Source organism: Rhizobacter sp. (assembly GCA_021153565.1).
In the GTDB taxonomy this organism is placed as follows: domain Bacteria; phylum Pseudomonadota; class Gammaproteobacteria; order Burkholderiales; family Burkholderiaceae_C; genus Albitalea.
Genome location: JAJKJU010000371.1, coordinates 1 through 17,457, shown reverse-complemented (window position 1 = coordinate 17,457; position 17,457 = coordinate 1). Strand labels below are relative to the sequence as shown.

Below are 17,457 nucleotides of genomic sequence, written 5' to 3'. Positions count from 1 at the left end.
GGCGGTCACGCCGTGCCGTCAGTGCAGACCCGGGTGCCGCGTCCGCCAGGCTAAAGACTCTCTGCACTGCACTATGGCGAGCATTTGCAACGACGAGCAGGTGCCTTTTGGCGTGATGAGCGGGCATGATCGAAATACTCTCAGCCTCTCAGGATTCTGAAATGCCGCGAGCCGCAGCAGGCGGTTTCTCAGGCCCGGATGCAGACCTTGCTTGGCGATGTAGACCTGGTCGGCGAGAACCAGCTCCAGCGTCGGCGGCAACTCACCCTCGATCGGGGGCTCCTTCCGCTGTCGCGATGCGGGCAGGGTCCATGGCTCGGTTTCCTCGTCCTCATGCACAGGCACGCGCACGCCAAGAATGCGGCCTCCCTGTTCCGCTTCTCGCACGATCCTTTCGACCTGTGCCCGGCCCATCCGCCCCATGCTCGCGAGGAAAGCCCACTGGTCCGGCCACGGCGCGAAGTCGTCGTCCAGGAATACGCTGTTGCCGAATTCACGAGGCTCCTTTTGCAATGGCAGCGCGATGAGATTCCCGAACCCGCCGCGCGGCATCGTGTCCTGACTCGGAAACAAGCGGTCGTATGAATCAAGGCCGATGTCTGGCCGGCCTTCCATGGCATCCGTCAGGAGAAGAGAGCCGAGCCGCCGTGCCAGCGCCGCCGTCACGACCTCTTCGAAGAAGATCCAGACGTGGCCGCCTTGGCCCGAGCGCGAACGCTCCAGCGCAGCCGGCACGTTCAGGCGCCGGCACGCCCGGACGAACGCAGAGGCATCCTCCTGCCAGCCGTATTTGTCGAAGTGGATGGCAAGGAAGAAGCACGTCTCGTTCTCGAGCAGGGGGTACACGCCCGCGACGAAGGGGATCGCCAGGCTCATGGCCGGACAGGTGCCCAAAAATGACCTCATCGGTCACCGGGAGGAACTTCCGATGGGTGCAGTCCGCGCCGTTGATCTGGGGTTTGCGGCAGATGCCACGCACCCATTCGTTCGCACAGGCCGGCGCGTAGCCGGACTTGCCGGTCTTCAGGCTCTCGAACCGGCGAGCGTAGACGTCCTGACGGCCTCGAAAGAGCGATCGGAACAGCGCGATCTTGGCTTCGACCGGCGAAGACAGGTCCACGCGGCTGCTCTGCGGATGCCTGACCTCGGACACCGGCACGTGCCGAACGTTCTGCACGCCGATGGCCACGGCGTCAGAGGCTGAGAATATTTCGAGCGTGTCCGAGCAGCACGTCAAAAGGCACCTGATCTAGGCGCAAAGCGCAGCCATAGCGCGTGCTATGGCGAGCATTTGCAACGACGAGCAGGGGTCTTTTGACGTGATGAGCGGGCATGATCGAAATACTCTCAGGCTCTCAGCCCTCCGCACCTCGCGGCTCGCGCGCCATTGCTGCCTCGTGCTCGGCGTGTCGACTGCACTGGCGCCGGTAGCTCTCGCGCGTCTTGCTGCACAGAGCCCCGTGTTCCAGAGTCTCGAACGAGTGGTTGCAAGGGAGATCGGAGTCGTTCATTGAAGGGCGAGTCTGACACATGGACTCACGCGAAGGGCTCCTAAAGCCAGCGGAGAGTGGCGGGTTGCTGTATCTCTCAGCAACCGATCGCTACGACGCGCACTCCGAAACCATTGGCGTTGACGGCCATCAGTCGCAGCCTGAAGGAAGTGCGCTCCGCCCTGGACGTCGGTCGTCCTCCATGTCGATCGCCGAATCGGGAAAGGTTGCATCGCAGCTCCTCGTCAATCAGGAAGTGCAGGAAGCGCGTGTCCTCGCTGCATCCTCAGAAGTGTCGCTCGTAGCGCGAGGCGAATCACTCGATGTCGGCTTCGCTGCGGACATCGATGGGCGTGAAGCCAGTGATCTTCGCCCAGCGAGCGCGCGGCGGGTCAAGCGCAACGTCGAGGTTCCGCGCAGCATTTAAGTCCCCTGTTCGCTGCGTCTTTCACCGCAGCGAAGATCGACACGAACAGGAGCGCGACAGGGACAGCCCCGTCGTCCGGGCGGACTCGCAGTTGGCAATCTGCTGCGCGATCTCCAGCTTGCAGCCGTTGCCGCAAAAGTCGCGCAGAAAGAAAAACGCCCTAGCGGCGTGAGCTGCTAGGGCGTTAATCCATTTCTTGTTTTTTGGTGCGGCTGGCAGGATTCGAACCCACGACCCCTTGGTTCGTAGCCAAGTACTCTATCCAACTGAGCTACAGCCGCTGAGCCTGCTAGTGTAGCACGAGTTTTTCCGATTTCATCCGAGCCGTGCAGCCGCTTCGTAGCAACGCACGGCTCGTTCGCTATCGCCCTCTTGCTCAGCGAGGCGCGCGAGCGACAAGCAGGCGCGGCGACGATCGTTCACGGACAGCCTGGCGTCTTCTGTCACTGATTCGAGCAACTGCCTCGCCTTGCCCCACAAGCCCCGTTCAGCAAGCGCACTTCCCACCGCGTGCGCGATGGCAGGCTCGCGCGGGAAGGATTGCGCCGCCGCTTCAAGTCGATGCAGCCACTCGGGACCAATGCCGGGCAACGCAGCAATCAGACCCTGTGCGACAGCTGCGCGATCGTCCGACGACAGCTCGCCCAGGCGATCCCAGAAGGGTCGCAACCACGCGCGTCCCTCCTCCGCCGCACCCAGTGCCGCAGCCCGCGTGGCCGCGCCGGCGGCCACCACCGGGTCTCGGCGATCCGCGCCGTCGAACTGCAGCCATATACGGCGCAACTGGTCGATGTCATGGGCTGTTGCCAGCGACTCGGAAGCCAGCGAACGCAACAATCCAGTTGCAGCGATCTTCGAGAAGCCCTGGTGCTTGGCAAGAAGACGCGCGGTCTTGAGCGCCTCTTGCGGACGCTGGCCGAGGCGCGTGGCTTGCAGCTTCAGGCGCAGCGCATGCGTGCGTCGAGACACGCCGGGCGGCAGGTCGGCGAGTAGGTCGAGTGCACGTGCCGCATCACGGTCGTCGAGTGCCCACTCGGCGGCCAGCAAACTTGCGCCCTCTTCCGCCGAACGTGCGGCATAGCTGGTGCGTGCGAGGTCGAGGGCACGCTTGAGTTGCTCGTCGCGCTTGGCACGGTCTTGCAGCCGATGCGCGCTGCCGGCAGCCAGCAAGTGGCCAAGCACCGTGAACTCGTTGTCTTGCGCAAGATCGGGCGTGTCGACCTGGATGGCGAGGGCGCGTTGCGCTGCGGACTGGGCACGACTGTAGCGTCCGCCGAAATACTGCGCTAAGGCGTCGCGCAGCGCGGCCTGAGCGACACGATCGCGCCGAGCCACGCGCCATTCATGGGCCCGTTGCGGCAGGCCGGTGAGCGAGTTCACTGCCTGGATGGTCGACACCAGCGCAAAGCAGGTACCTGCGACTGCGAGCAGGAAAAGATTGAGCGAGGCATCGAGACGGTAGGTGCCCCAATAAATGGTGACCAGCCCATCGTTCGTGCCAAGGGTGGCCGCCGCCACAACCGCGACGGCGAAGAGCAACAGGAACCAGATGACAGCGCGCATTGACTTTGAAGGACCTTAGCGGCCGGCAGATACAGCAGCCAAGGCGGCGAGCGTGTCGTCCGGCCGAGGCACCGTGACCTGGCGCGCCTGTGTCGCCACTTGTTTGATGAGGTCCCTCGTCAGCACCAGGCGGCGCGATGAATGATCGAAGTATTTCTCGAGCGCGGCATGAGCCAACTGCAAGTCAGACTGCGCCGTGTCGAACTGGCGGCTCAAGAGCGCCAGACGCGCATTCAGCAGGCGCAGCTTGAGGTTCTCTCGCACGAAGAAGGCTTGCTCGGGTGCGAGCAACATAGCTTCAGGGTGATCGATTCGGGTCACGCGCACGAGCGACTTCACCTCCGACCAAACGCGCTCCGATGCACTCGACCAGGTTTCGCTCCAGGCCTTGGTCCAACCAGAGGGCGAAGCCTCGACCATGCTGCCACCACGTGCAGACGTTTTGGCAAGCTCCGGTGAAGAAGCCGCCTTGCGAGGTTCGGCCACAGCCAGCAGCGGCAGCTCGTCCACGAGCCGCACGGCCTCATCGAGCTTGATCGACAGCGACGGCAGATCGACCAAGCCCACGGCTTTTGCACGATCGAGGTCGCGGGCGATGGCGCGGCGCGCGCCTTCGAGACGAGGCTGGTTGTAGCGGGCAAGGCGCTCTTCGGACTGCTTGAGCGCAGCCACCAGCGGCTCGGCACTTCCGGTGATCGCCGTTTGCTGCAAGGCGACGCGAATGCTGGCATCGATGTCCACCAGCACGTTCTCGTCGCGCGAGCGGGTCAGTGACTGGATCAGTTCTTCGAGTTGGCTGCGCTGGATGGCCACTTCGGACACCCTTGCTTCGAGCAATGCGAGCCTGGCAGAGGCTTCGCGGGCGATTTCCTGTGCCTGCTTGGCGAGCAGGCGCGCTTCGGCGGATTGGCCCTGGCTGTCTTGCTGACGTCGCACCAGTTCTTGCTGCAACGTGACCACGCGCTGCTGCGCCGCATAGGCCAGCCCGAGCGCCGCCAGCGTCAGAAACACGAGCACCGCCACACCGGCCCAGAACCAGCGCTGCGGCACGGGCATGCCATGGGACGTGGAGGCGTGCGACGCTGTCGGCGCCATGACTGGAAGAACTTCGATGGGGGGTTCGCTCACGATGCGACGGATTGTATGCAGGCCATCACGCCTTCCAGCGTAGGTGGGGACTCGGCTACGACGCCAAAACCACAGCCGCGTGCTCGCTGCGCGATGCGGGGGTGCGTGGCAATGGCCCGGCTGGCTGTCCACTTGGCATGCGGCTCGGCAGCGACCAGGTTGGAAATCGCTTCGGAGCTGCTGAAGAACCACAGGTGCCCCGCCGGGTTTGCGATGGCGTGGGCCAACAGGTCACGCTCGACACCACAAAATTCAGGCATCAGGCGACGATATGCCGCCACGAAAGTCACCACCGCGCCGTTCGAGCGAAGCGTATCGGCGAGCCAGTCGCGTCCGCCGTCGCCGCGCACGATCAGGACAGATTTTCCGCTCCAGTTGTCGCGCGAGAGGCGCTGCCAGAGAGATTCGGAATCGAACTGAACCGAATCGGCTGCCGGCTCGGCGATGCACCCCTCAGGCACACTGTGGCGGACGAGCGCGTGCGTGGTGCCGGGGCCGGCGGATGCAGCCACGGTGCTCTCGGGCCACACCAATGCCTCGGGGCGAGCCGCAAAGAACTCTTCCACCGCATTGGGGCTCACGAACACGACAAGGGACCGGGCGGCCAAAGAGAGCCATGCCTGCGTCACCGCATCGCGATTCGCGACCGGCCCAATGCCGATGAGCGGCAAGGCCACCGCGTCGATGCCGCGCGCCCTGAGTTCATCGACCCACGTGGCGGCTTGCGCAGCCGGGCGGGTGACGATGACGCGCATGTGGTCTAGACCAGCTCTCTGATCAGGAGGCGAGATAGCCCGCAGCACCATGTTCGCGCAGCACAGCGGCGGCGCGTTCGCCGAGATGGCGTGCCGCCACGACGTCGTCCACCTCGGCCTGCGCTGTTGCGTGCAGCAAGGGAGCATCGTTGCGCTCCGGATGCCCCAGCGCCGCGTGGAGCACGAGCGTGTTGCCCCGCCACTGCGCAAACGCCGCAAGAGGCATGCTGCAGCTGCCACCCAGTGCGCGCGAGACTGCACGCTCGGCATGCACCGCCAACGAGGTTTCGCGATGAGTCAAGGTGTCGAGTTGCGCGAGCAGGTCTTTGGCATCGGTGCGGACTTCAAGCCCGAGGGCGCCCTGCCCTGCGCATGGAAGCATCTGGTCCACGTCGAAAACCGAACGGATGCGCGATGCGAGCCCGAGTCGCTTGAGACCTGCCGCTGCGAGCACGATGGCATCGTACTGGCCTTCGTCCAACTTGCGAAGGCGGGTGTCGAGGTTGCCGCGCAGGGGTTCCACGCGCAGATCGGGACGCAGCACACGAAGCTGCACCACGCGGCGCAGGCTCGACGTGCCAACCAGCGCCCCCTGCGGCAATTCAGCCAGCGTGCTGAACCGATTCGACACGAAAGCATCGCGCGGGTCTTCCCGCTCCAGCACTGCCGCAAGCTCGAAGCCGGGCGGCAGGTCCATGGGCACGTCCTTGAGCGAATGCACGGCCAGATTGGCACGGCCTTCTTCGAGCGCGTTTTCGAGTTCCTTGACGAAGAGCCCCTTGCCGCCGACCTTTGAGAGCGTGCGGTCGAGGATCTGGTCGCCGCGGGTGGTCATGCCAAGCAAGTCGACCTGGGCGCCGAAACGCTGCGTGAGCAGGTCGCGCACGTGCTCGGCTTGCCACAGTGCGAGTCGGCTCTCGCGGGTGGCGATGATGATTCTGTCGGTCATTCGGGGATGCTAGCAGGCGAGTGCAGCCCGGATGGAATCCGGGATAAGCCCTGTCGATCTCGCAAACGCACTCCGGTACGAATGGAGTATCCCCATGCCTAGAATCTCGTAACCAAATTACACCCCACCGGAACCGCCATGGCCCGAGTCACCGCAGCCCAGGACGCCGCTGAAAAGAACCGCCCATTGGTCGAAGACATCCGACTGCTCGGGCGCATCCTCGGCGATGTGATCCGAGAGCAGGAGGGCAAAGACGCGTTCGATCTGATTGAACGTGTTCGCAAGTTGTCGGTGGCCTATCGGCTCAAGAGCGACACCCAGGCTGGTCGTGCGCTCGACCGGCTGCTCAAGAACCTGAGCGGCGACCAGACGGTGAGTGTGATCCGCGCCTTCAGCTACTTCTCGCACCTCGCCAACATTGCCGAAGACCGTCACCACGTGCGCCGGCGCGACCACCACGAACGACAGGGGCATTTGCAGGAAGGCTCGCTCGCGATGTCGCTCGAGCGCCTGTCCGAAGCCGGCATCCGCGCCGCGGACATCGCCAAGACTCTGGAGCAGGCCTACATCTCGCCGGTGCTTACCGCACATCCGACCGAAGTACAACGCAAGAGCATCCTTGACGCGGAGCGTGCCATCGCTGAACTGGTCGAGCAGCGCGAGACCCTTCCCACCGATCGCGATCGGGCCGAGAACGAGGCGCTCATTCGCGCCCGCATCACGCAGCTCTGGCAAACCCGCATGCTCCGCACCGCCAAGCTCACGGTGTCCGACGAGATCGAGAACGCGCTGTCGTACTACCACGCGACCTTTCTGCGGCAGATTCCTCGCCTGTACCGTGACATGGAAACCGCCCTGCCCGGCCATGAGATCGCAACTTTTTTCCGCATGGGCAACTGGATCGGTGGCGACCGTGACGGCAATCCTTTCGTCACTGCCGACACGCTGCGCATGGCACTGCGCCGGCAAAGCGAAACGGTGCTGCGCCACTACCTGACGGAAGTGCACGAACTCGGCGCCGAGCTGTCCATCTCGGCCACCCTGGCGCCGGTGTCTGCCGACATGCGCGCGCTGGCCGAAGCATCGCCCGACCAGAACGAGCATCGCGAAGACGAGCCCTATCGCCGGGCGCTGATCGGCGTGTACGCGCGACTGGCTGCCACGCTGCATGAACTGACGGGAACCGAAGCCCTGCGTCATGCTGTCGCACCGCAAAATCCCTACACGTCGTCGGCAGAGTTCCTCGCTGACTTGCGCGTCATCGAAGCATCGCTGCTGTCGCATCACGCCGACGCCCTCACCACCCCCCGTTTAAAGCCCTTGATGCGGTCCGTGCAGGTCTTCGGCTTTCACCTCGCCACCGTCGACTTGCGCCAGAGCTCCGACAAACACGAGGCCGTCTTGGCCGAGTTGCTCAAGGTCGCGAAGATCGAAGCTGACTACAACGCGCTGGACGAGTCCGCACGCCGTGAATTGCTCGTGCGGCTGCTCAACGACGCTCGTCCGCTGCGGGTTCGCGCGGCCGGGTACAGCGAACATGCGACGAGCGAACTTTCCATCTTCGAGGCCGCGCTCGTGATGCTCCAACGCTATGGCCGCGACGCGCTGCGCCACTACATCATTTCGCACACCGAAGAGGTAAGCGACCTGCTCGAGGTGATGCTCCTGCTCAAGGAAGTGGGCCTCGTGCGCGGCACCCTGGATGACGGCGCGGTGAGCGACCTCATTGTGGTGCCCCTTTTCGAAACCATCGGTGACCTGCGCAACGCCGCGCCGATCATGCGTGCGTTCTATGAGCTGCCCGGCATCGCAGAGATGATGAAGCGCAGCGGACGCGAGCAAGACATCATGCTCGGCTACAGCGACAGCAACAAGGATGGCGGCACCTTCACGAGCAACTGGGAGCTCTACCGAAGCGAGATTGCACTCGTCGAGCTTTTCAACGAGCTGGGCCGCAGCCACGGCATCACACTACGGCTCTTCCACGGCCGAGGAGGCACGGTCGGACGCGGGGGCGGCCCCAGCTATCAGGCCATCCTGGCACAGCCGCCAGGCACGGTGAACGGCCAGATCCGATTGACCGAACAGGGCGAGGTCATCGCCTCGAAATATGCCCACCCGGAAATTGGCCGGCGCAATCTCGAAACCCTTGTGGCAGCGACGCTGGAAGCCACGCTGCTGCATCCAACGAAGAGCGCGCCCAAGGCATTTCTGGAAGCGGCAAGCGCGATCAGCGATGCTAGCTATGCGGCCTATCGCAAGCTGGTCTACGACACCCCCGGCTTCACCGATTACTTCTTCAGCGCGACACCCATTCGCGAGATCGCCGAACTCAACATCGGCTCGCGCCCTGCCTCACGCAAGGCGACCCGCGCCATCGAAGACCTGCGGGCCATCCCCTGGGGCTTCAGTTGGGGCCAATGCCGCGTGGCGCTGCCGGGCTGGTGCGGGTTCGGGTCGGCCATCGACAAGTACCTGGCCGACCCAAAGCAGCGCAAGGAAAGGCTCGCACTCCTGCAGCGCATGCACAAGCAGTGGCCGTTCTTTCGCACGCTGATGTCCAACCTCGACATGGTGATCGCCAAGAGCGACCTCGCGATCGCGCAGCGCTATGTCGAACTGGTCGAAGACAAGAAACTCGGCAAGCGCATCTTCGGCTTGATACGGGCGGAGTGGCAGCGCACGAACGATGCGCTGTCTCTGATCACGGGCGAGAAGCGGCGGCTGCAATCGAACCCGTCGCTGGCGCGCTCGATCGAGCATCGATTTCCATATCTCGATCCGCTGAATCACCTGCAGGTGGAGCTGCTGCGCCGCTATCGTCAGCGGCGCGACGGCGACCCCGCAACGGAGCGGGTGAAGCGAGGGATTCACATCTCGATCAACGGGGTGGCGGCGGGGTTGCGCAACACGGGTTGAATCGGAGGGGTGCGAAGTCAGAGGTGCGGGCCGTGAGGCCGGCATGACCTTCCTGCTCGAGGCTGGACGCCAGGGAGTGGGAGTTTGGGCTCTTGTCGCCAAGCTCGTGACAGTAGCAAATAGCTATGCGATCCCGGCGAGGGGTAGTTGATTTCCATCCCCAATGCTTCGGAGCGTAAGACACCTCTTCGCAAAAAATGCCTCGCTGCACGGGGCAGCATCCAATATCACGGCCCTCACATCTCCCGTCACACAACTGCTTGTATGAACCTGAACCACCGCGTATCCAACGTTCTCAAACGTGTAGGCCTGGACTACACCGACCAGAGTGCAGTCTCCAGGAACAGCCAGAGGGGCCGTGGTCCCACAGCGACTTTCGCCCAATCCGGCCCGCCCAGAAGAGTCGCGTCTGAAGTCGAAATCTCATCCGTTGCGGGCGAGTACGGGTCCGACTCCGAGGGAGTCGCGTCTGAAGTCGAATTCTCACCCGTTGCGGGCGAGTACGTGTCCGACTCACCCGTTGCGAGGCCACGAGCCGGGAAAATCCCCATGTGGTCGAACGCGGACCTCGAGCGTTGGGAAAGGTTCATCAACCCATCATCAAATGATGACGACGATTCAGAGGACTGGGATACAGCCGACGAGAGCGTGAAGTCCGACCAGCTCGTCCGTGAGGTCGCCACTGCTCGGTCAGCCGACCATTCGGTGCAAGTCACACCGTCCACGGCCAGTGCTGCAGACCGTGAAAACCTGTTGAAGCAGGTCGGCACTTGGCTGGAAGGCATCGATGCAGTCGGGGAGCATCTGAACGGCAATACAGAATTGGACATGCACCGCTTGGCCAGCCAGTGCTTTCAGTCACGACATGACAGCCACTTGACCGACTACGTCAAGATGAGTGCAGGAAGCGCGGACATCCTTACCGGGACTCACAAGTGCATCGAACAGCTTCATGGCCTTCATATCACGACTGGATGGCCGCGCACTCTTGCAGGCTTTTCCTGCGGCACGATCATTGGCAGCACCATTCTGATTGTCGCGGGCATCAACGGAATGAAGCACGGCGTTAAAGATGCCAAGGACATAAAGAAACTCGTCGAACCCCTCACGGCCTACAAGAGCTTCCTTTTGGACTTGCAAGAAGAGCTGAGAAGTTCCGGCACGTCCGACGTTGCAGCCTTGATCTCGAGGAATTCGGAAGGCGTGGAGGCCCGTTTGCGAATAGTTAAGAGTCAGTTGACCCATGCCCTGTTCGAGATCGCAGATTCCGCCGCTCACGCCGGTCTCGGCGCAATCGGCGCTGCTGAAGGCGCTGCGGCACTGGCCCACGCGTTGCCTGTAGTCAAAGTTCTGGGATTGGTCTATGCAACGGCCATTGCTGCCTTCGGCGCAATCACTGCGACCAGAAGCGGGGCACACCTGCACGAACTTAAAAAGCTGGCAAAAGCGGTGAAGAGCCAGCTTAAGGAAGACGACCCACTGCGTAAGCCGCTGCTCGAATTCATCGCGCACGAGCGCAAAGTGCGTACGCGCGAAGTCAGTTCGCGCGCCCTGATGGGTGCAGCAGGCGCCACGAGTGCAGGGCTGCAGATTGCAGGTATTGCCGGGGCGGCGCCGACTGCCGGGGCCTCATGCGCCTTGCTGGCGATGGGTGCTGGCATGGGGTGTGCCACCGCGGCGGCGCTCGCGCCGATACCGAGTCGGCGACACGCGTTGAGGGCAGTCGGCGGCGTGGAGCACCTGACGCATGAATCCGCCGATTTCCTCTACGAGCCTGAGCATTTGTCCCACCTGCTGAACAAGACCCGCCAAGAGGAAGAGCTCGAGGCTTCGGTTCGAAAAGAGGTCATTTTGGGCGCTCCGGCAATCGAAGATACAAGCACATTCAAGCACTCTCATCGCTTGCATCGATTGTTGTCGAAAGTGATTCCGTCAGCTGAATGGCGATTTGTCGCCAACAGGATGGTGTCACAGACCGAATCTTTCTCAGAGCCTTCCATGAGGTTCATGCTGGAATCCACGAAACTCGAGCGCGAATATCTCAGTCACAAGGTATTGATTCTTGACCGGGAACTCGCGACCCTGAAGGATGAATGGAAAACCTCAGGTTCGGACTTGCTGACCGAGCAACTCATGATCAAGACGCAAGCCGTCCGATTGACGGCCATGCGTTTGGCCCTGCTCGAAGACCTGGAGCTTCAGTTGACCAAATTCTCGAATCAGCACCCGGACAGCAAGGACCTCGGCAACGCCGAGGTGAAGGAAGTATGGGACAACATTCAGATTGACTTCATCGTGGCCCACGGCATGGCGATGGACGCCATTTCAAGGAAGAAACGCGAGGAAGTGCGGAAGAAGCTCGACATGAAAGAGGTCCTTACCGACCCGCTGCGTGAAGCACTTCACAAGAACATCAACAAGCGGTTTGCCAGGGTATTCGCGCATTCATTTCCAAAGCGCATTGGCTACGTGCAGCGCGGAGTGATTGAAATCGCGTTGGCGATGTTTTGCAACGACGAAAAGAAGAAGCAGGCGATGAACGAACGGAACGACTTGCCCAGCTCTTCAACTGACAGGCAAGGGCAACAAGGCAGGCGAGGTAGCGCAGCCGGTCGCCTGCACATAGCCTGACCGCTACCTCGCTGCACAAGGTCCTCAAGCGGCCGTACCCTCGAGCAGAGATGCCATGCCGGCATCACGGCCCGCCGGGTGCGGGTCGTCATGAAGGGATTCTTCTCGCGCTTTCCACCACCTCGACCTACCGACACACGGACGAGGCGAGGAGAGCGCGTGAAGCTTTCTTCAGGTCGCCGTCACCAGCCCATCTCTCGGAATAATCTGCTCTGTTGGGACATGGCCCGAAATAATTTTCCGTTTTGGGCCATGTCCTTACACCCCAGTCAGCAGGACGAGATCACAGTCCTGCCGCCATCAAGGCCTCGCGCACCGCAGTGGCTTGCCGCCTCGACACCGCAAGCCACTCATCCACGGGCGCCACCTTCACCGCCCAGCTTTCTCCACCTTCATCGTCGGCGCATGCAATCACACGCCGCTCAAGCGCCCGTACAGCCCCCTTCGCAACCAGTGCGTTGCGATGCACGCGGATAAACCGATCGCCGAGACGTTGTTCGAGATCGCTCAAGGCGTTGTCAAGCACATAGGTGTGCTCCGCTGTGCGCAGGGTCACGTACTTCAGCTCGGCCTTCAGGTACAGCACCTCCGATACCGGCACGCGCACCACGCGACCGCGGTCGCTCACCACGACAACCGGCTCGGTCTCGGCAGCCCCGGCAACCGCCGAGGGAGGCGGCGCGATGGCCAGCCGTTGCGCCACGCGCTGCAAGGCCGCGTGCAATCGCTCGCGACGAACCGGCTTGGTCAGGTAATCGACAGCTTCAAGATCAAACGCCCTCAACGCATGCTCGGTGTGCGCCGTCACGAACACGACCGCGGGCGGGTTGGTCAACTGCTGCAATTCCGCGGCAAGCTGCGTCCCATCTCGACCGGGCATGTGAATGTCCAGCAGCATCAGGTCGCAATCCTGCGATTGCAGCCACACCAGAGCTTGCGTGGCGTTGGCGGCTTCGCCCACCACGTTTGCCTTGGGGCTCGTGCATTCGCCGACCAAGCCGCGAAGTCGCAAACGGGCCAACTCCTCGTCGTCAACAAGCAAAACACGCAGGACTGCGGATTGAGTTTCGGTCGTCATAGGGGGACCACGATCTGCACACGAAATATGTTGCCGTCCTGTTGCGCATCGAACTGCGAGGCAACGTCGTGCATGAGCCGCAAGCGCTCGCGTACGTTGCGCAAAGCGATACCGCTTCCGGGCTTGGACGGCTGAGCAGACACGGTGTTGGCAATAGACACCACGGCACGTCCGAGCTTGACGCGAGTGCGAATGCGAATGGTGCCGCCGTCGGCCGCCGGCTCGACGCCGTGGTGCACGGCGTTCTCGACCAGCGGCTGCAGCAGCAAGGGAGGCATGCGCGCCGCGCCAGCGTCGGGGTCAAGCTCCCAGCTCACCTGCAAGCGGCTGCCGAAGCGAATCTGCTCGATGGCGAGGTAGCGCTGGGCCAGCTCCACCTCATCAGACAAGGACACCGCCTCGCCCGTGTTGGTGAGCGCGACGCGAAACAGCTCGGCCAGGTCTTCGAGCACGCCCTCTGCACGAGCCGGGTCCAGGCGTACCAGGCTCAGCGCCGTATTGAGCGTATTGAAGAGAAAGTGGGGCCGGATGCGCGACTGGAGTTCGGCGAGCTTCGCAGTGGTGTCGGCCGGCAGCCGGGCCTGCGCACGCAAACGAAGCCACTGAAAGATGGTGGCCGCCAACACCGCGCCGGCGATGGCCGAGGCGAGGTAGTGCCGTGCCCCGAAGAACTCCAGCCCGGTGATGAAACCCAGCATCCAGCCGAACATGCCGCCCACGGCGCCAAGCGCCGCCGCCGCCCCCCACTGCCCGGCCAGCGGCAAACGACCGAGCGGTGCCTTGAGAACGCAGGCGCTCAGCAGCCAGAAGAGCACGCCCGGTAGCGACACCGCCACGCCTATGGCCGCAAGCATCAGCCACGAGTTGAATCCGCCGGCGGCAAACATCACGGCCACCGCCACAACAAGGGTAACGAACAGCACTGCGCGGAGCACGACACCCACGTGGCACACGTCGAACACCTCGGTCGCTGCGTTGGCGTGGCGGCCGACCGACAGGGGCGCATCGAAGATGGTGCTGGCGAAGGCCGTGCTGCCGAATATGTCGCTCGAACGCATGGATTCGCGGCCGACGCTGTCGGGCGAGCCGTCTTGGGGCACGAATCTGTCGTCTTGGCCTGGGGGCATGGGAGGGGTCCGAACGGGGCCTTTTGGGATCCTGGAGGGGCTCGATAGAATCGCACCGCCCCAGCATTGTCGTCAACTTAGGATTTGGTACGGAATAGGTTCCCGTTTTGGGGGCGCTGGGCGGGATGCGATGCAAGGCGCTCCGAGCGCCGTGTGGCGAGCCACACAAGTGAGGAGCAACGCCGCAGCGCGCCCTCCCAGCGCCCCCAAAACGGGAAATTGTTTAGGGCCAAATCCTTAAGCCCAGCCGCCACGCCCATCTGGCGGCACAACTCGCACTTTCATTCGTTTGCGCCGAATCCCCCGATGACTTCCAACCAACTCGACAAGAAATCCGAAGCCTGGTCCGCGCTCTTCTCCGAGCCCATGAGCGAGCTCGTGAAGCGCTACACCTCCAGCGTCTTCTTCGACAAACGCATGTGGCGAGCCGACATCGCCGGCTCTCTCGCTCACGCCCAGATGCTGTCGGCACAAGGCATCATTGGCGCGAATGATCTGGCGGCCATCCAGAAGGGCATGGCCCAGATCACCGAAGAGATTGAATCCGAGCGTTTCGAATGGAAGCTCGATCTGGAAGACGTGCACCTCAACATCGAAGCGCGGCTCACGCAGCTGGTGGGCGATGCGGGCAAACGGCTTCACACAGGGCGTTCGCGCAACGATCAGGTCGCAACCGACGTTCGGCTATGGCTGCGCGAAGAGATCGACACCTTGGCACCTTTGCTTCGGCAAATGCAGATGGCACTCATCGAAGTGGCCGACCAGAACGTCGACACGATTCTTCCGGGCTTCACGCACATGCAGGTGGCTCAGCCGGTGAGCTTCGCGCACCACCTGCTCGCATATGTCGAGATGTTCTCGCGCGACGAACATCGGCTGGCCGATGTGCGCAAGCGGGTCAATCACCTGCCCTTGGGGGCTGCTGCCCTGGCCGGCACGAGTTACCCGCTCGATCGTGAAATGGTCGCCAAGTCCCTGGGCTTCGACGGCGTGTGCCAGAACAGCCTGGACGCCGTCAGCGACCGCGATTTCGCGATCGAATTCAGCAGCTTCGCGAGCATCACGATGATGCACGTTTCGCGTTTGGCGGAAGAGATCGTGCTTTGGATGAGCCAGAACTTCAGCTTCATCGACCTGGCCGATCGCTACTGCACCGGCTCGTCGATCATGCCGCAAAAGCGCAATCCCGACGTCGCCGAACTGGCTCGCGGCAAGAGCGGCCGGGTGGTGGGCCACCTCATGGGCCTGCTCACGCTGATGAAGGGTCAGCCACTCACCTACAACAAGGACAACCAGGAAGACAAAGAACCCTTGTTCGACACGGTCGACACGGTGCGCGACACGTTGCGCATCATGTCCGAGATGGTGGGCGGCATCACAGTCAAGAAGGACGCCATGGAGCGCGCAGCCCTGAAAGGGTATGCAACCGCGACCGATCTCGCCGACTACCTCGTGAAGAAGGGCCTTCCCTTCCGCGATGCGCATGAGGTGGTGGCCCATGCGGTGAAGTCGGCCATTCACCTGGGTAGGGATTTGAGCGAACTGCCGCTGGAATCGCTACAAGCTTTCAATGCATCGATCGGACAGGATGTATTCGAGGTGTTGACGCTGCGCGGGTCGTTGAATGCACGCAACGTGCTGGGCGGAACCGCGCCGGCGCAGGTGCGGGCGCAGTTGGCTCGGCATCGGGCTCGGTTGTCTTGATCCAGGGCCAAAGGTGGGTTCGCGCCGGTTCTTGACGCCGTGGCCGGCTTCGTCAACGGTGCTTGATGGGCGCCTGGTACAGCCACACGCGGCGCCCATCCGGGCAGTCGAGCGTGCAGGTCGGCGCGAGATCGGGCACCTTGAATTCGAGGCTCGCCATCCATGCACCGGGCCGCAGTTCGCGGCCGGCTTTGGTGGCGGCGCGCGACATGGTCTCGGGTCGCTGGAACAGATAAACCATGTCGTAGGCCGACCAGTCGGCGCTCCAGATGTCACCACGCCGCACATTTGCGAAACGCGTGCGCACGGCGCAGGCGAAGCGCAGCGGCCAGCTCCACTCGAGGCCGCTCAGTTGCGCGTTCGGATAGGCCCGATGCAGTTCAATCAGTCCATCGCCGAGGCCGCATCCGGCATCGAGAATGCGCGCGCCATCCGGCAGTTGCACCATGCCAGGCAGGTCCTTGAGCGCATCAGCCGGAGTCGGGAACAGCGGCGCATCGCGCCAGGTGTGGACGGGGTAGACGACGGCCGCCAAGGCCAGCGGCAATAGCCACGCCCAGGCAGGCAGGTCGCCGATCAGGCCCGAAGCACCGAGCGAGAGCGGAAAGCCCCAGGCGATGAAGATGCGCCGCCAACGGGTATCGCCGCGAAGGCTGAAGGCGACGGCAATTCCGGCCGCAAGCAACACCGCGACGAAGGGCGACATCTTGAGGAAGCGCGACGCGATGATGAAGACGGCCCACGCCGCTGCCCATATGAGCAACGCCGGCAGGGGCCAGGGCAGCTTGATCGCAGTCGTGGCGAAGAGAGCAAGGGCCTGTTTCATAACCCCGTCAATACTCGCGCAGCTTCACCCGCAAGCGCGCGATGGATTGGCTGTGAAGCTGGCAAATGCGTGACTCAGTCACTTTGAGTACGGCCGCGATTTCCTTCAGGTTCATGTCGTGCTCGTAGTACATGCTCATCACGTACTGCTCGCGCTCCGGCAATGACTTGATCGCCTCGATCAGCGCTTCGCGCATGCGGTGGTCTTGCAACTGCGCGAGTGGATTGAGGCCATCGTCAGCCACGTGACGGTCCAGGAAGTCGTTATCTCCCTCGTCGCCCGACATGTCTTCCAGGTAAACCAGCTGGGTGCCGCGCACCTTGCCAAGCAGTTCCTGATATTCGACAAGCGTGATGCCCATCTCGCGGGCGATTTCGCTTTCCGCCGGCGCCCGACCCAGTCTCTGTTCGAGTTTGTGGACGGCCGCCTCGATGCTTCTCTGCTGCTTGCGCGTGCCACGGGAGAGGTAGTCATTGCCGCGCAGTTCGTCGAGCATGGCGCCGCGTATTCGTTGCGTGGCGAAGGTCTCGAATTGCACGCCCTGGGCCGCGTCGAAGCGAGACAAGGCATCGGTGAGTCCGACCATTCCGACCTGGATCAGGTCGTCGATTTCAACGTTGGCGGGAAGCTTGGCAATCATCTGATGCGCGAGGCGGCGCACCAGTTGGCTGTACTGCTTGAGCATCGAGTTGACGTCGAGTCGGCCTTTGGCGGTGTACATGTTCGGTAAGCTCCAGAGGGGCTCAGAGGCTGAGAGTGTTTCGAGCGTGTCCGAGCAGCACGTCAAAAGGCACCTGATCTAGGCGCAAAGCGCAGCCATAGCTCGTGCTATGGCGAGCATTTGCAACGACGAGCAGGGG

At 62.9% G+C, this 17,457-nt stretch carries 13 protein-coding genes, 1 tRNA gene and 1 pseudogene; 4 read left to right on the top strand and 11 right to left on the bottom strand.

The annotated features are described in order from the left end of the window. Positions 1–18 precede the first annotated feature (18 nt). Together AC30NL_RS22860 and AC30NL_RS22855 are read right to left on the bottom strand one after the other, a co-directional pair. Positions 19–876 (bottom strand): TOTE conflict system archaeo-eukaryotic primase domain-containing protein, encoded by an 858-nt coding sequence (locus AC30NL_RS22860; RefSeq protein ID WP_489466279.1) that lies wholly within the window; start codon positions 874–876, stop codon positions 19–21. A 58-nt stretch (positions 877–934) separates the two neighbouring features. Then, positions 935–1,120: pseudogene (locus AC30NL_RS22855) on the bottom strand (TOTE conflict system archaeo-eukaryotic primase domain-containing protein); the annotation flags it as partial. A 572-nt stretch (positions 1,121–1,692) separates the two neighbouring features. On the opposite strand from AC30NL_RS22855, the gene AC30NL_RS22850 reads away from it, so the two are divergent. Next, complete coding sequence (locus AC30NL_RS22850; protein ID WP_489466278.1) at positions 1,693–1,917, top strand: hypothetical protein; 225 nt, start codon at positions 1,693–1,695, stop codon at positions 1,915–1,917. Positions 1,918–2,121: 204 nt separating this feature from the next. On the opposite strand, the gene AC30NL_RS22845 is transcribed toward AC30NL_RS22850, so the two are convergent. From AC30NL_RS22845 to hemC, 5 genes are all read right to left on the bottom strand, one after another. Then, positions 2,122–2,198 (bottom strand) — tRNA-Arg (locus AC30NL_RS22845). A 34-nt stretch (positions 2,199–2,232) separates the two neighbouring features. After that, the gene (locus AC30NL_RS22840; protein WP_489466277.1) at positions 2,233–3,480 is read right to left on the bottom strand and encodes a heme biosynthesis HemY N-terminal domain-containing protein; all 1,248 of its coding nucleotides are present in this window, start codon (positions 3,478–3,480) and stop codon (positions 2,233–2,235) included. A gap of 15 nt (positions 3,481–3,495) precedes the next feature. Continuing rightward, on the bottom strand, positions 3,496–4,608 hold the full coding sequence (locus AC30NL_RS22835) for a uroporphyrinogen-III C-methyltransferase (protein ID WP_489466276.1): 1,113 nt from the start codon (positions 4,606–4,608) through the stop codon (positions 3,496–3,498). Next, positions 4,605–5,363: a uroporphyrinogen-III synthase gene (locus AC30NL_RS22830; RefSeq protein WP_489466275.1), complete on the bottom strand. Its 759-nt coding sequence runs from the start codon at positions 5,361–5,363 to the stop codon at positions 4,605–4,607. Before AC30NL_RS22830 ends, AC30NL_RS22835 begins: the two co-directional genes overlap by 4 nt. Before the next feature lie 22 nt (positions 5,364–5,385). Next, entirely contained in the window at positions 5,386–6,312 is a 927-nt protein-coding gene (gene hemC / locus AC30NL_RS22825) for a hydroxymethylbilane synthase (protein WP_489466274.1), read from the bottom strand. A gap of 138 nt (positions 6,313–6,450) precedes the next feature. On the opposite strand from hemC, the gene ppc reads away from it, so the two are divergent. Together ppc and AC30NL_RS22815 are read left to right on the top strand one after the other, a co-directional pair. After that, a complete protein-coding gene (gene ppc / locus AC30NL_RS22820) occupies positions 6,451–9,231 on the top strand; it encodes a phosphoenolpyruvate carboxylase (protein ID WP_489466273.1) in 2,781 nt (926 codons plus the stop codon). A gap of 549 nt (positions 9,232–9,780) precedes the next feature. Next, on the top strand, positions 9,781–11,862 hold the full coding sequence (locus tag AC30NL_RS22815) for a hypothetical protein (RefSeq protein WP_489466272.1): 2,082 nt from the start codon (positions 9,781–9,783) through the stop codon (positions 11,860–11,862). A gap of 283 nt (positions 11,863–12,145) precedes the next feature. On the opposite strand, the gene AC30NL_RS22810 is transcribed toward AC30NL_RS22815, so the two are convergent. After that, positions 12,146–12,940: a LytR/AlgR family response regulator transcription factor gene (locus AC30NL_RS22810; protein WP_489466271.1), complete on the bottom strand. Its 795-nt coding sequence runs from the start codon at positions 12,938–12,940 to the stop codon at positions 12,146–12,148. Then, positions 12,937–14,067: a sensor histidine kinase gene (locus AC30NL_RS22805; protein WP_489466270.1), complete on the bottom strand. Its 1,131-nt coding sequence runs from the start codon at positions 14,065–14,067 to the stop codon at positions 12,937–12,939. The genes AC30NL_RS22810 and AC30NL_RS22805 overlap by 4 nt, the downstream gene beginning before the upstream one ends. A gap of 306 nt (positions 14,068–14,373) precedes the next feature. Here AC30NL_RS22805 and argH point away from each other — a divergent pair, with 306 nt between their 5' ends. Then, a complete protein-coding gene (argH, locus tag AC30NL_RS22800; protein ID WP_489466269.1) occupies positions 14,374–15,771 on the top strand; it encodes an argininosuccinate lyase in 1,398 nt (465 codons plus the stop codon). Positions 15,772–15,823: 52 nt separating this feature from the next. Here the strand turns inward: argH and AC30NL_RS22795 are convergent, their stop codons facing one another. Both AC30NL_RS22795 and AC30NL_RS22790 read right to left on the bottom strand, forming a co-directional pair. After that, positions 15,824–16,597 (bottom strand): class I SAM-dependent methyltransferase, encoded by a 774-nt coding sequence (locus tag AC30NL_RS22795; RefSeq protein WP_489466268.1) that lies wholly within the window; start codon positions 16,595–16,597, stop codon positions 15,824–15,826. 7 nt (positions 16,598–16,604) lie between these two features. Then, complete coding sequence (locus tag AC30NL_RS22790; protein WP_489466267.1) at positions 16,605–17,318, bottom strand: RNA polymerase sigma factor FliA; 714 nt, start codon at positions 17,316–17,318, stop codon at positions 16,605–16,607. Positions 17,319–17,457: the final 139 nt, after the last annotated feature.